The sequence below is a fragment of the Massilia sp. CCM 8734 genome (genome assembly GCF_011682155.1).
Classification (GTDB): Bacteria; Pseudomonadota; Gammaproteobacteria; order Burkholderiales; family Burkholderiaceae_D; genus Telluria_A; species Telluria_A rubra.
In genome coordinates, this window is the sequence record NZ_WHJI01000001.1 from 127,803 (window position 1) to 140,949 (window position 13,147).

The following is a 13,147-nucleotide window of genomic DNA, read 5'->3' on the forward strand; positions in this document are numbered from 1 at the left end:
TGGTCAGCGCCCCGACCGTGCCGGTGGAATGACGATGCGCCGGATCGGCAAGCCGGGCGGCGCCAGTTCCGGCGGGACGACCAGGTTCTTGGGCATCTCGATGGGCTTGTTGCTGGCATCGACCAACTGAAAATCGGGTGCAAACATCAGCACCGCTTCGATGCGCTGGCCGTCATCGGTGGCCTGGTGATGGCGCACATAGCCCTTCGGCAAAACGAAATCCTCGGGCACCGCCAGCCCGACCAGCGGCGGACTCGTTCCCGGTGGCGAAAAGGCGCCCAGGCCGGAATGGATGCCGCGCTCGTGCAGGCGTTCGATGACTTGCGCCATGCTGGGATTTTCCCCGCGCGCGACGTAGCTCGACAGGTCGCGCGTGGGGTCGGCGTCACCTTCGGGCGGGCGCGCCGGCGCGGCCGGCCCCGGCACAGGCGCTGGCGCGCGTGCGACGCCCGCAGCCGGCCGATGCGTCGGCTGCGGCGGCGCTGCCGCCATCGGCGCGGCGGCGCCGGCCCCGCTGCGGGTCGGCTTCCATAAAAAGAACAGCGCGGCGCCGCAGGCAAGAGCCAGCAGCATGACGATGACGGCGCGGCCCCGGGAGGGCCGCCAGGCGCGGCTGGCAGCGGACTGCTCGCTGCCAGACTGCGCCGGCCCGGAACGCGGAGGCGTGTCCACGGATCGGCGCCCGCTGCTTACGGCGTGACCGGATTGTAGGTCGACACCGCCCAGCCCATGCGCTCATGGCCGTACTGGTTCCAGATCGGATTCTTGCCGCCGCTGAAGCTCGTGTAACGCGGCGCGCCGCTGCCGGTGGTGCTGCCGAACAGGCCGGAACTGAAGGTGCTGCCATTGTAGGTCGGGTGGGTGTCGTCCGACTGGATGTAGTCGTAGCTGCTGCCCGCCGACACAAAGTGCGTGTTGGCGTCGCGGATGGTCGAGCGCAGTGCCGTGGTCAGGCGGTTGACGTAGCTCGTTTCGCTCTCGCCGCTCACATAGCGCAAGCCCTCGGCGTCGATGCGGCCGTCACCGTTGCTGTCGTAGTCGGCGCCCATGTACTGGGCAAAATTATCCGCGCACTGGAAGCCCTTCTGGCGCGCCACGTCGCACATCATGAAGTTCATCCTGGCCAGCGCGGGCAGGAACTTGTCCTGCATTTTGACGGTGGCGCCGGTGCCCGCATCCTTGCAGGTGCTCTGCACATTGTCCACCGCGTAGCCCGGATAGTGCAGGTTGGAGACGACCTTCAGCTTGACCCCGGCGTAGGCGTTGGCGTTGATGTAGTCCATCGCGGCCGTCACATACTTCTTGCAGCTGGTTTCGGCGGCGGTCAGCACGCTGTAGTTGCAGGTGCCAGTCTGGCTCTTGAAGGCCGAACGCGCCTGCAAGCCATCGTTGCCGCACATTTCGAAGGTGACCACGCGCGTGTTACTTGCTTGCATATACGAGCGCTCGGCCACGATCTTGTTGTTGTACACGTCCTCGGCCACCGCGCCGGACTTGGTGCGGCGCACGCTTTCGACGTCGGCGCCCCACTGGCCCGAGAGATACTCCGCGTTGACCGTCGGCGCCGCGTATTTGGCCGCGCTGGTGACGGAGCCGTTAAAGCCGGCATAGATCGAGTCGCCATAGGCCACCGAGCGGTACTTGGTGCTGGTGCCGGCCCGGTCGATGGTCCACGAGGCGTTCTGGTTCAGGGTGCTGGCGGCTGCCTCGGAAGCCGGGGCGAGTAGTGCAAGGAAGGGTAACAAGGTGTGCAAAGAACGACGAAAGCGAATGCTCATGAAGCGTCTCCTTTTTAGTTGGACCCGTCCGCCAGGCCTGCCATGCCGGCCAACCTGAACGCGGGCATTTCAATGTATTGCAAATATGCACAAGCGTGCTAATTAACCATTCGTCTTGTACAGAAAACATTGAAAATCGGTAGATTTGTTGTAAATGCGCAGTACGGCCAGCGGGCGGTGGATCCCCACGCCATCCCGCTGGCTGGCGCAGGAAAGATGTGACAAAAACGATTTTGCGCACTAAAATGCGCCCAATGTGAATGGTGCCCTCCCGCTTGTCGGCTGGAGGGTGAAACGGGAAGCCGGTGACGCACGAGATTTTCATCTCGCGCCAGTCCGGCGCAGCCCCCGCTGCTGTAAGCCTGACGACTTTGATCGAACGCCACTGTGCAGTGCATGGGAAGGCAAGACCAGGGAAGGATGACGGCGAGCCAGAAGACCGGCCAGTCACGATGCACGCGCAACGCCCGGGGTGTGGGGTTGCCTGTTATTTGTCGTCCTTTTTCTGTTTTGCCAATGCAAGCGCACGCCGCCGTTGTACGTGTTTCCGTTCGCCCTGCGCGAGCGGCGCGTGCCATGGTGGCGGCGCATGCGTTTGCGAACGTAACCATCGGCCGATCCGGTCATTCACTACGTCAGGCGCTTCCATGATGTTTTCCAGCCACGCTTGTTCCACCCCCATCCGCCCCATCGTCGCCGCCATCGCACTGCTGTGCGCCCCGGCCGCCCGGGCCCAGCCACCGGCGCTGATGCCGGTGGTAACCATCCAGGCGGCGTCGGACGACGGCCTTGGCCTCAAGCGCGAGATCGGCGCCGCCAGCCGGAGCGGGCGGGCGGCGCAGGACTTGCCGGCGAGCGTAGAGTCGCTCGGTGCGGCCAGCATCGAAGCGCGCGGCGACGTGCAGCTCAAGGACGCCGTCACCCGCACCACCGGCCTGACCGACATCAGCTCGCCCGGCAACGGCATCGCCTATTCGGCGCGCGGTTTTAGCGGCAACAGCGCCATCGCCATCCTGGAAAACGGCCAGCGCCCGCAGGTCGGCTCGGGCACGGCAAGCTATCCCGCCGATCCGTGGGGCTACGAGTACATCGAAGTGCTGCGCGGCCCGGGCTCGGTGATCCATGGCAGCGGCACCACCGGCGCCACCATCAATGCCGTGCGCAAGGCGCCCACGCGCGCCGCCGCGTTCGAGGCGATGGCCGGCATCGGGGCCGGGCGTGCACTGCGCGCCGGCGTGGGCGCCAGCGGCGCGCTGGGGCAGGGCGGGGCGTTCCGGATCGACGCCTACGCCGACCGCAGCGACGGCTTGATCGAACGCGGCGATGCGCGCCACGGCAAAGTGCTGGCCAGCCTGGCGTATGCGCTGGCGCCCACGCTGGACCTCGAGCTCCAGCTCGATCATCTGGAGCAGAAGCCGCAGCGCTACTTCGGCACCCCGCTGGTCAACGGCGCCCTGGCGCGCGCGCTGCGCAGGCAGAACTACAACGTCGGCGACGCCGATATCGGCCTTGATGATGACAAGGCGCTGGCCCGCCTGACCTGGCGCGTCACGCCGGCCCTGAGCGTCAGCAACGAACTCGTTTACATGAAGGCGCGCCGCCACTGGCGCAATGTGGAGAGCTATTTCTACGACGCCCAGGCGAAGCTGGTCGAACGCAGCGACTACATCGCCATCGCGCACGACCAGGAGCAGGCCGGCAACCGGCTCGAGGCGCGCTGGGACGCCGGCGCCAACCGCCTGGCGGCCGGGTGGGAAGCGGCCACCATCAATTTCACCCACACCAATAACGCCCCCTACGGCGGCGCATCGAGCGTGGCGCCGACCGGTTTTGCGCCGGGTGTGTTCGACAGCCCCGATCCCTTGCGCCCGGACTTCACGACCGATACCGTCACGCATGCGCTGTATGTCGAAGACGCTTATCGATTCAGCGAGACTGTGCTGTTGCTGGCGGGCCTGCGCCACGACCGCTACCAGGTCGAGCGCACCAGCCTGCAGGGGGCGGCCGGCTTCGACGCTACCTTGCAATCGACCGCCGCGCGCCTGGGCCTGACCTGGAGGCTGGCGCCGGATACCTCGCTGTACGGCCAGGTCAGCAGCGGCAGCGATCCGGTGACCAGCCTGTTGTCGCTGAACCTGGCCAACAGCCGCTACAAGCTGACCCGCTCGCGCCAGCTGGAAACGGGCGTCAAGCAATCGCTGGCCGGCGGCAAGGCCGAGTGGACGGCCGCGTTGTACCGCATCCGCAAGGACGACATCATCACGCGCGACCCGGCCAAGCCGGCGCTGTCGATCCAGGGCGGCGCGCAATCGTCGCGCGGGGTGGAGGTGAGCGCCAGCGTGGCCTTGGCGCCGGCCTGGCGCCTGGAAGCGAACGCGGTCTATACCGACGCCCAGTTCGACCAGCTGGTCGAAAGCGGCAACGTCTCGCGCGCCGGCAACCGTCCGGCGGACGCGCCCACGTCCTCGGCCAATCTCTGGCTCGGCTACCGCAGCGGCGACTGGCGCGCCGGCGGCGGCGCGCGCTACGTCGGCGCGCGTTTTATCGACAACGCCAACACCCAGTCTCTGCCGGCCTACACGGTGCTCGATGCGAGCGTCGGCTGGCAGGCCAGCCGCCACGTGCTGGTGCAACTGAACCTGCGCAACCTGGCCGACAAGCTGTACGCCAGCACCTCGTACGGCGGCAGCCAGTACCTGCTGGGTGCGCGGCGCCATGCGGAACTGACGGTCCAGTGGCGTTATTGACGATCGCGGCGGGCCGGCTGATCGCAGTACTCGACCGGAGCCGAGGCATAGCCTGTGCCTTACGTGCGGACTTCGGCGATTCCCGGGAAAGGATGGTGCGCCGCTCTGCCACCACTTGGAGCATGAGGAAGTCTTGCTATTCGTAGAAGATTTTCCACAATGCAATTAATGACTTTGGCAGTGGGATGCGGATCGCAGCCGCCCCTCGGCTTTGCGCGTTGTTCTTCAGCCGGTTCCACAGCGGCCAGGCGCAAGCGCATCCGCACCGGCCGGCGGCCGGACCGGCGCGCAGCGGAATTGAGCCGCCACGCCAGCACGGTTAGATCAAAGCTTCCCCCTCGCCGCAGCCTACAATGAGAGAGCTGGCTGATACCGGCGTAAGACTGTCATCGAGCTCACTTCCGCGTTTCGATGACGGTAAAGCGGGTGACACGTTTCCCTTGCTTCATTGTTATCCTTAAGCATCTACGTGCCACCATTCCTAAAAGGTGGATAAAATGAGTACGATAAACATCAACGCGTTCTCGAAGAACGCGATCGCGGCAATCCTGCTGACCATCGCCTGTGCTGGCGTCGTGTCCGCAGCGAATGTGACGCATTTCCGTAGTTCCGGCGATTATGCATGCGCAAGTGGAATCACCGGTCCAGACCGGGTAGCGCATTTGTGCGTATATTCCAATAAGCAGGAGGGTACAACGACTGTTTTCCTCAATTACGTTTCGTTCAATCTGAGCGATGGAGGCGACTTCATGTTCGGAAACGGTGAGATCCCATCGTCGGCTTTCAGCGCCACGGCCAAGGGCGCTTCCCTCTCGGTGGTGCCATCGGCCGTCCCGGGTTTTGTCATGGAAGGCAGTGAACATACCGGCGCTATCATGGTGGAATGGAAAGCAAATGGGTTTTCCAGCTCACAATTTAGCGGACACAGCACGTACACGTACGCCAACGGCGCTTTCCGCCAGAAATGGAATGGCAGCTCGCGCGATCAGAGCGCGGATACCAGCGGCACCTTTTTTGGACGCAACTTCGCCGGATTCAACAGCAATTTCGGGAGGACGACAAATATGACGATTACCTTTGAACGCCCAGTACCCGCTCCAAAATAGATGTGATTTTTGTCTTCCCTGTCCGGCGCGCTGCTGCGTTGCACGCCGCCGGCAGCCGGTCGGACTTGGGATCGTCGGCTGCGAAAATAGCGGGACGGTCCATATTTCGCCGCTTTCTCGGCCAATAGCTCGCTACTGGCATTGCGACATCGTCCAAATCTGGCCTCGCCCGGCTATTTTTTGCTTCGACTCCCCAAGTCCGACAGGCTGCCAAGAAGAGGCTGTTATGAATGACCGGAACAGAAACCTTTTGGCAGATTCGTTGTCAGAGCGGTATGTGTAGCGACCGGCATTTGAAAGCGCGCCGACCTGCCTTCGGCGGCTTTTTTGACCGGGAGTAACTGCATCTATCGCCCCCTGTCAAACCAGCATTAGTTGCAAATGAACCTGCATTCAGCCGCGCCGACCTGCATTTGATCGAGGCCGACCAGCAATAGCTGCAAATGAAACTGGCGCGGGCAGGCGTCATCAAACGACGGTTGACCCTTGCTTGTGCTACTATGTGATTGCGCTGTAACACATTGGAGCAAGGCCATGAGCGAAACAACCTTTACCTTCCGGGTCGATGAGATCCTGAAAGACCAATTCACGACAGCCGCCAAGGGCCGCGACCGTACCGGCGCCCAGCTGCTGCGCGACTTCATGCGTGACTTCGTTCGGCAGCAGCAGGAAGCGGCACAACATGACGCTTGGTTCCAGCGCCAGGTGCAGATCGGCCTAGACTCAGCCAATGCCGGCAACCTGATCCCGGCCGCTGAGGTTGAAGCCAAGTTCGCCGCCAAGCGCGCCGCCACACGTCGCCGTCTGGAAGCCGCCGAGTGATGGAGTTGTGTTGGACATCAGAGGCGATTCAAGACCGCGACGACATCTACGAATACATTGAAGCCGACAACCCGGCCGCCGCGCTCGCCCTCGATGAGCTGTTTGCAGAAAAGGCAGACCGCTTGGTCGATCATCCCGGCCTGGGCAAGCCTGGCCGCACTGCCGGCACTCGTGAGCTGGTAGCGCACCAGAATTACATCCTCGTCTATGACACTGCCGGCGACTTGGTGCGCGTGCTGCGTGTACTGCACGCCGCCCGCCAGTGGCCACCGTCCCGCTTTGGCTCACAGAGCCATTGAATTGACGGTCAGTTGCAGTTATGGTCGGATCGGGCGTAGCTCGATCGCGAGCTGGGGGGCCTCCAAGACAAGCCCGCCTTCTGGCGGGTTTGTTGCATCTAGACCCATCGCGGCCATGGCCGCACTGCAACTGCCGACGGTGACGTCGGCGTAGCGCGTATTCAGTGCGCCGGCCGCTTGTCGTTTTCAGAAGGCGACTGCTCGTATGTCAGGAGTCGGCTGCATCGACTGAAGTGTGTCTTGCCCGTACTCGCATGATGGACTGGCGAGTCGTACCATAGTCACGAGCTGCCCTGGCCACTGACTCGCCAGCCACGAGGTGTACGATCGCCTCGGCTTGCTGCGCTGTCGTCAGTGCTGGTCGACGTCCCAACGTCTTTCCTTCAGCACGCGCACGTGTGAGTCCTGCCTGGGTCCGCTCTACCAGCAGATCACGCTCAAACTCGGCCACCGCACCTAGCACGCTCATGGTCATCTTGCCAGCAGAGCTGGTTAGATCGACGTCGCCGAGCGCTAAGCAATGCACACGGACAGAACCGGCTGCAAGCTGCTCGACCGGGCCCGAACGTCCATAGCGTTACGACCAAGACGGTCCAATTTGGTCGCGATGAGCACGTCGCCAGGCTCAAGGCGGTCAAGCAAGCGAGCAAACTGGGGACGCTTGCCCGCCGCGACGCTACCGCTAATGCTTTCGCGAACGATCCGACGCTTGTCTACGGCGAAACCAGCGGACTCGATTTCGTGGATCTGGTTGTCTGTGTTCTGATCAACGGTACTCACTCTTGCATAAATGAAAGTCCGGGACATTTGGATGTCCGATATTCGTACACGCTGTTTTTCGTACATCAAAAATCCATATGTTCGAAAACGATCGTTTTCGTACGTGAACAGCCATAAAGCACTTCTTCCGCAGCACAAATGTTACGGAAGATGAATGTCCTTCACGCCGCCGGGGAATGAGCTTGCAATCAACGGCGGTCGCTCGTAGATGCCGCTTGCAATCTTTCAGCGGCCTTGCCTTTCGTATACTGGCGGCGTTTGCGCCGTGCAGCGACCAGGCCCAGCAATCCCATGCCGAGCAGGGTGAGCGAGGCAGGTTCCGGGACATCAATCGTATCGATGACGTTTGTCAGCAAGAAGGCGTGTTGCTGGCCATTAATGATGCCGCTGCCGGCGAGTTGCCCCCTGTCATTTAGGAAGATTTCTCGGCTAAGCTTGGTGAATCCCGTGACCAGGTCGCTGACGTCGTACATCGTGCCGTTGTCATAGAAAAATGGGTTAATGCTTTTATTGTTCGCCGTGTAAGAAAAACCAACCACCTGCCCGATTGCATTGATGGCAGTGGGTTGGCTAATGGTGCCGCCGAGGGTGCCAAGGTTGGTCATCTGGCCGGCGGTGCCGTTGGAGAGAAACGCGCGAGCCGGGCCGCCTGCCATGAAGGCAATCCCAACCACCTGCCCGGCTGCATTAATGGATTTGGCTTGGCTATAGTCGCCGCCGAGGGTGCCGAGGTTGGTCATCTGGCCGGCGGCGCCATTGGAGAGGAACGCACGATAGGTTTGTTTTGCAACGGTGGCCCACCCAGCCACCTGCCCGGCTGCATTGATGCCATTGACCTGGAGAGTGGGACCGCCGAGAGCGCCCAGGTCTGTCATCTGACCGGCGCTGCCATTGGAGCGGAACGCGTGCTGCTGGCCTGGCAAGTCGGCGACCCCAGCCACCTGCCCGGCTGCATTGATGGCAGTGGCTCGGCTGGAATAGCCCCCACCGAGGGTGCCAAGGTTGGTCATCTGTCCCGAGCTGCCGTTGGAAAGGAACGCGCGGTCTTGGCCGTTTGCCAAGCGAGACCAGCCAACCACCTGCCCGGCTGCATTGATGGCAGTGGCTTGGCTCATGCCGCCGAGGGTGCCGAGGTCCGTGGTCACCCAAGCGGCGTGGGTGCTGGTGGCGGCGAAGGAGAGGGTAGCGAGCAGGAGGAAAAGGGAATGTTTTTTCGTTTTTACTGCCTTTCTAGAAAGTAGAGCTATGGTTCATCACAGTGGGGGAACTGGCAACTTTACTGGCTGAAAGGTTAATGCCCCGAAATCACCGCCGGGCGTTAGGAAGTACCGCAGACGTCAATGCACCTACGCATTTGGGCGTCAGGAGTGACGCTATTGTGCAGCCGCGCATGTTCTCAGCGTCACTTGCATACCGTGAGCATTTTCGACTTGGTGTCGCCTGCAGCCCCGCAGCGTCACCAAAGGGTCTCGCCACGTCTCTTCGTCCGCCGCGATGCTGTGTACCCCAGCGCCCACGGGGCAGCTCTCAGGAAGGCGGGGCTTCACCTTGCTCAGCAGCGCCTCGCGGCGCGTTTGGTTGACCAATCCCGTGTCAGAGGACTCATGTCGTGTGGAAGTAGTCGGTGGTTCGCACCACGACACCACGAAATGGGAGAAGCGATCCACATCTATAATTTAGCTCTAACAAACTTGTCGTATGGCTACGGTAATCCCGATCAGTTCGCTTATTGTTGACCTGTAAAAAGGCACGATCGTGTCACCGGTCAAAACCAGACTGGAAACCCAAGCAGGTATCGCGCGCGCGGGCCGAAGGAAAGACGCTGGGCGTCCGCTCACGCTGACAAGGATGCAGCAGGCCGATGCCGTCGGCCGTCTCGCATTGGACGAGTCGGTGGCCAAGCGACTACGGCACGACCCGTCAATCAATTATACGGGTGCGCAAAAGGCTCACCTCGGTCGATGCAGCCGGCTCCTGACATTCGTGCAGTCGCCTTCTGAAAACGACAACTCCTTCGCAAAATACTAGACGACCGGTCTAATCTCCGTTATAGTGGATGCATGAACACAAGAACCGCATCCGACAGCACCGATGTTCGCAGGAACATCCTTTCCACCGGCCAGCGCATCATGGCCGCGAAAGGGTTTTCGGCGGTCGGCCTGAACGAGATCCTGCTCGCCGCCGGGGTGCCGAAAGGCTCCTTCTACCATTACTTCGGTTCCAAGGATGCGTTCGGGGAAGCCTTGCTCGAAGCCTATTTTGAGGACTACCTGGCGCAAATCGACGCCACCTTCAGCGAGCCCGGCCTCGACATGGCGCAACGCCTGATGAATTACTGGAAAAGCTGGCAGGCGGCGCAATCGTCCTTCGAATGCCAGGGAAAATGCCTGGCCGTGAAGCTGGGCGCCGAAGTGGCCGACTTGTCCGAGGCGATGCGCCTGTCCCTCAAGCGCGGCACGGCTGGCATCGTCGCCAGGCTGGCCGGCGCAATCGAGGCCGGCGTGGCCGAAGGATCGCTGGCGATCGACAGCGATGTCGAGACCACCGCCAACAGCCTGTACCAGCTGTGGCTGGGCGCGAGCATCATGGTGAAAATTGGCCGCAACACCCAGCCGTTCGACTGGGCGCTGTCGAGCACGCGTCAACTATTACATCTCTCCCCGGAGTAAGGGGAGTTTGCCGGCGGTTCGCCCGCCGATTTTTTTGCCCTGCGAATAGACGACTGGTCTACTCGTTTACATTGATGATCTATTAGGAGAAATAGCATGAAAGTTCTGATCGTACTGACCTCGCACAGCGAACTTGGCAACACTGGCCGCAAGACCGGCTTCTGGCTGGAAGAATTGGCCGCCCCGTATTACATCTTCAAGGATGCCGGCGTCGGGATGGTGCTCGCTTCGCCAGAAGGCGGCCAGCCGCCGCTCGACCCGAAGAGCAAGGAACCGGCTTCCCAGACCGAAGCGACACACCGTTTCGAGGCCGACGTGGAAGCGACTGCCCAACTGGCCGCCACCGTGCGTCTCGACAGTGTGCAGCAAGCCAACTTCGACGCGGTGTTTTATCCAGGCGGCCACGGCCCGCTGTGGGACCTGGCGAACGACAAGCACTCGATCGCCCTGATCGAAGCCTTCATCGCGGCCAACAAGCCGGTCGCGCTGGTCTGCCATGCGCCTGGCGTGCTGCGCGACGTCAAAACCCCGGCCGGCCGTCCGCTGGTCGAAGGCAAGCAGGTCACCGGCTTCACCAATACGGAAGAAGACGGTGTGGGATTGACCGACGTGGTGCCGTTCCTGGTTGAAGACATGCTCAAGGCCAACGGCGGCGTGTATTCCAAGGGCGCCGACTGGGGCTCGTATGTGCTCACCGACGGCCTGCTGATCACCGGCCAGAATCCGGCCTCGTCGGCCGAAGCAGCCGCCGTCTTGCTCAAGCGACTCGCCTGAGCGACAGCGCTGCGGGCCTCGTCGGGACGTCTCGTCGTCTCTAGTCGCTACCGGCGCGCTCGATGACCAGGATGCGCGCCTGTCCCAGCGGGTGCGCGCTGTGGGCGTCGCCCTCGGCGGCGTAGAAGATGTCGCCGGCGCACAAATGCGCCACCAGCTCGCGCCCGTCGTGGCGGTAGTGCATCGCCACTTCGCCGTCGAGCACCGCGAATACCTCCTGGCCGTCGTTGACGTGCCAGGGGTAGGGCTGGTCGCTCCAGTGCAGGCGCACGGTGGCGTTGTTCATGGCCGCGATCAGCTGCGCGTCCCAGGCGCGCGCGCCGAGGTAGTCCTTGCTGCGCACGATTCTCATCGTTGCCCCCTCATCCCTCGTTCCACTCGTATTCCATCAGGTGCGCGGTGCGCAGCGCCAGTTCGCGCCCCGCCAGCCGTTCGACCAGATGCAGCGACATGTCAATGCCGGCCGAAATGCCGCCCGAGGTGACGATGGCGCCATTGTCGATCCAGCGCCGCTGTTCGCGCACGCGCACCAGCGGGAAGGACGCGCGCAACTCCTCCACGTCCGCCCAATGGGTGGTTGCCTCCTGGCCGTCGAGCAGCCCGGCCTGCGCCAGCAGGATGGCGCCGGTGCAGACCGACGCCGTCAGTTCCGACTTGCCGGCGGTGGCGGCGATCCAGGCGATGACGTCGGGCTTTGCCAGTTCTGCCGTGACCACGCCGCCCGGCACGATCAGCACATCGATGTCGCCGGCGCCGGCAAAATCGGCTTCCGGCAGCACGCTCAGGCCGGCCCGTGCGCGCAGCATCGCAGTCGTGGCGCCGATGGTGCGCACCCGGAACGGCGCCTCGCCGCCCCGCGCCAGCTTGGCGGCCATGCGCGTGGCGCAGGTGAACACTTCGTAAGGCCCGGCAAAATCGAGAACTTCAACGTCGTCAAAAACATAGATACCGATGGTACGTGTCATGCTCGCTCCTTGATGAGAAGACCCATCATGTCACGATGGCGATTGACACAAATGACATTGATAGTGGAATATCTGCCATATGAAAACGATCGATATCTGGCTGCTGGTGTTTCCCGGCTTTGCCCTCCTGGACGCGACCGGCCCCGCCCAGGTCTTCGGCAGCGCCAACGACGAGGCACGCGACGCTCTCTTGCCGCAGCCGTACCGGATCCACATGATCGCGCCCGGCGGCGGCCCGGTGGCGTCGAGTTGCGGGGTGACGGTCTTGAGCGCGCCGCTGCCGCCGGCGGGAAGTAAGCTGGCCGGGGCGACCCTGATCGTCTCCGGTGGGCACGGGATCGAAACGGCGGGCGGCGCGCACGACCCGGCCATGGCGCGCTGGGTGGCGCGGGCGGCGGGCCGCGTGGCGCGCTGCTGCGCGGTGTGTACCGGCGCCTTTGTGCTGGCGCGCGCCGGCCTGCTCGACGGCCGCCGCGCCGTCACGCACTGGCGCGATGCGGCCTTGTTGCAGTCGCAGTTTCCCGCCATCGACGTGCACGAGGACGCGATCTATATCAAGGATGGTCCGCTGTACACCTCGGCCGGCATCGCCGCCGGCATGGACCTGGCGCTGAGCCTGGTGGAGGAAGACCAGGGCCGCGCCGTCGGCCTGGCGGTGGCCAAGCGGATGGTGGTGTTCTTCAAGCGGCCGGGCGGCCAGCGCCAGTTCAGCTCCCAATTGCTGGCGCAGGCCGATCCGCAAGACGTGCATGCCCAGCTGACCGACTGGCTGCGCCCGCGCCTGCGCCAGCGGATCGACGTCGAACAGATGGCGGCGGCGTGTGCGCTGTCGGTGCGCACCTTGCACCGCCAGTTGCGCCAGGCGGCCGGCCTGTCGCCGGCCCAGCTGCTGCTGCGGCTGCGCATGGAGGCTGCCTGCGGCCTGCTCGAACGCCCCGGCATGACGGTCAAGCGCGCCGCCAGCCACAGCGGCTTCGGCAGCGAGTACAATCTGCGCCGGGCCTTCGCCGCGCAACTGGGCGTGGTGCCGAGCGACTACCAGGCGCGCTTCGGCTGATTCACGCCACAGCGCGCGCACATTTTTTGGGGACCTTGAAAAACCGTAGCGAGCGGCGCAAGTTTCGTTCGAGAAGCGCAACCGTACGAAGGTACGGTGAGCATCGCAGAGCGAAAATTGCGCTGCGCAGTAGGTTTTTCGAGGTCCCCT

13 protein-coding genes, 1 pseudogene and 1 riboswitch are annotated in these 13,147 nt (G+C 63.2%); of the genes and pseudogenes, 7 read left to right on the forward strand and 7 right to left on the reverse strand.

Annotated elements, in window-relative coordinates; all coding sequences use genetic code 11:
* Positions 1-3: 3 nt before the first annotated feature.
* From F2P46_RS00520 to F2P46_RS00530, 3 genes are all read right to left on the reverse strand, one after another.
* Positions 4-672 (reverse strand): hypothetical protein, encoded by a 669-nt coding sequence (locus F2P46_RS00520; RefSeq protein WP_368737862.1) that lies wholly within the window; start codon positions 670-672, stop codon positions 4-6.
* Between the two features lie 17 nt (positions 673-689).
* Positions 690-1,778 (reverse strand): SGNH/GDSL hydrolase family protein, encoded by a 1,089-nt coding sequence (locus tag F2P46_RS00525; RefSeq protein ID WP_166884256.1) that lies wholly within the window; start codon positions 1,776-1,778, stop codon positions 690-692.
* Positions 1,779-2,022: 244 nt separating this feature from the next.
* Positions 2,023-2,241: riboswitch (cobalamin riboswitch) on the forward strand.
* 24 nt (positions 2,242-2,265) lie between these two features.
* Entirely contained in the window at positions 2,266-2,427 is a 162-nt protein-coding gene (locus tag F2P46_RS00530) for a hypothetical protein (RefSeq protein ID WP_166884258.1), read from the reverse strand.
* Here F2P46_RS00530 and F2P46_RS00535 point away from each other — a divergent pair.
* The 4 genes from F2P46_RS00535 to F2P46_RS00550 all read left to right on the forward strand — a co-directional run bounded on the left by F2P46_RS00535 (position 2,426) and on the right by F2P46_RS00550 (position 6,752).
* On the forward strand, positions 2,426-4,525 hold the full coding sequence (locus tag F2P46_RS00535; RefSeq protein WP_166884260.1) for a TonB-dependent siderophore receptor: 2,100 nt from the start codon (positions 2,426-2,428) through the stop codon (positions 4,523-4,525). The genes F2P46_RS00530 and F2P46_RS00535 overlap by 2 nt on opposite strands.
* A gap of 497 nt (positions 4,526-5,022) precedes the next feature.
* Positions 5,023-5,631 (forward strand): hypothetical protein, encoded by a 609-nt coding sequence (locus F2P46_RS00540; protein ID WP_166884262.1) that lies wholly within the window; start codon positions 5,023-5,025, stop codon positions 5,629-5,631.
* A 534-nt stretch (positions 5,632-6,165) separates the two neighbouring features.
* Entirely contained in the window at positions 6,166-6,453 is a 288-nt protein-coding gene (locus F2P46_RS00545; protein ID WP_166884263.1) for a hypothetical protein, read from the forward strand.
* Positions 6,453-6,752 carry a type II toxin-antitoxin system RelE/ParE family toxin gene (locus tag F2P46_RS00550; RefSeq protein WP_166884686.1) on the forward strand — a complete coding sequence of 100 codons (300 nt, stop codon included), beginning with the start codon at positions 6,453-6,455 and terminating at the stop codon, positions 6,750-6,752. Before F2P46_RS00545 ends, F2P46_RS00550 begins: the two co-directional genes overlap by 1 nt.
* Positions 6,753-6,960: 208 nt before the next feature.
* Here the strand turns inward: F2P46_RS00550 and F2P46_RS00555 are convergent.
* Both F2P46_RS00555 and F2P46_RS00560 read right to left on the reverse strand, forming a co-directional pair.
* Positions 6,961-7,559, reverse strand: a pseudogene (locus F2P46_RS00555) (recombinase family protein).
* A gap of 161 nt (positions 7,560-7,720) precedes the next feature.
* Entirely contained in the window at positions 7,721-8,677 is a 957-nt protein-coding gene (locus F2P46_RS00560) for an HAF repeat-containing PEP-CTERM protein (protein ID WP_166884265.1), read from the reverse strand.
* Between the two features lie 915 nt (positions 8,678-9,592).
* Here F2P46_RS00560 and F2P46_RS00565 point away from each other — a divergent pair.
* A complete protein-coding gene (locus tag F2P46_RS00565) occupies positions 9,593-10,201 on the forward strand; it encodes a TetR/AcrR family transcriptional regulator (protein WP_166884267.1) in 609 nt (202 codons plus the stop codon).
* 96 nt (positions 10,202-10,297) lie between these two features.
* Entirely contained in the window at positions 10,298-10,975 is a 678-nt protein-coding gene (locus F2P46_RS00570; protein ID WP_166884268.1) for a type 1 glutamine amidotransferase domain-containing protein, read from the forward strand.
* 40 nt (positions 10,976-11,015) lie between these two features.
* Here F2P46_RS00570 and F2P46_RS00575 read toward each other — a convergent pair whose 3' ends face one another.
* Together F2P46_RS00575 and F2P46_RS00580 are read right to left on the reverse strand one after the other, a co-directional pair.
* On the reverse strand, positions 11,016-11,327 hold the full coding sequence (locus tag F2P46_RS00575) for a cupin (protein ID WP_166884270.1): 312 nt from the start codon (positions 11,325-11,327) through the stop codon (positions 11,016-11,018).
* Positions 11,328-11,337: 10 nt separating this feature from the next.
* Positions 11,338-11,940, reverse strand: coding sequence for a DJ-1/PfpI family protein (locus F2P46_RS00580; RefSeq protein ID WP_166884272.1), 603 nt, complete (start codon positions 11,938-11,940; stop codon positions 11,338-11,340).
* Between the two features lie 79 nt (positions 11,941-12,019).
* Between F2P46_RS00580 and F2P46_RS00585 the strand changes: the two genes are divergently transcribed.
* Positions 12,020-12,997, forward strand: a complete 978-nt coding sequence (locus F2P46_RS00585; RefSeq protein WP_166884274.1) for a GlxA family transcriptional regulator — start codon at positions 12,020-12,022, stop codon at positions 12,995-12,997.
* The last annotated feature ends 150 nt before the right edge of the window (positions 12,998-13,147 follow it).

Bases quoted from the DNA above. Each gene is read 5' to 3' on its own strand.
- F2P46_RS00525 (WP_166884256.1), bottom strand. From the start codon at position 1,778: ATGAGCATTCGCTTTCGTCGTTCTTTGCACACCTTGTTACCCTTCCTT.
- F2P46_RS00535 (WP_166884260.1), top strand. From the start codon at position 2,426: ATGATGTTTTCCAGCCACGCTTGTTCCACCCCCATCCGCCCCATCGTC.
- F2P46_RS00530 (WP_166884258.1), bottom strand. From the start codon at position 2,427: ATGGAAGCGCCTGACGTAGTGAATGACCGGATCGGCCGATGGTTACGT.
- F2P46_RS00540 (WP_166884262.1), top strand. From the start codon at position 5,023: ATGAGTACGATAAACATCAACGCGTTCTCGAAGAACGCGATCGCGGCA.
- F2P46_RS00545 (WP_166884263.1), top strand. From the start codon at position 6,166: ATGAGCGAAACAACCTTTACCTTCCGGGTCGATGAGATCCTGAAAGAC.
- F2P46_RS00550 (WP_166884686.1), top strand. From the start codon at position 6,453: ATGGAGTTGTGTTGGACATCAGAGGCGATTCAAGACCGCGACGACATC.
- F2P46_RS00565 (WP_166884267.1), top strand. From the start codon at position 9,593: ATGAACACAAGAACCGCATCCGACAGCACCGATGTTCGCAGGAACATC.
- F2P46_RS00570 (WP_166884268.1), top strand. From the start codon at position 10,298: ATGAAAGTTCTGATCGTACTGACCTCGCACAGCGAACTTGGCAACACT.
- F2P46_RS00575 (WP_166884270.1), bottom strand. From the start codon at position 11,327: ATGAGAATCGTGCGCAGCAAGGACTACCTCGGCGCGCGCGCCTGGGAC.
- F2P46_RS00580 (WP_166884272.1), bottom strand. From the start codon at position 11,940: ATGACACGTACCATCGGTATCTATGTTTTTGACGACGTTGAAGTTCTC.
- F2P46_RS00585 (WP_166884274.1), top strand. From the start codon at position 12,020: ATGAAAACGATCGATATCTGGCTGCTGGTGTTTCCCGGCTTTGCCCTC.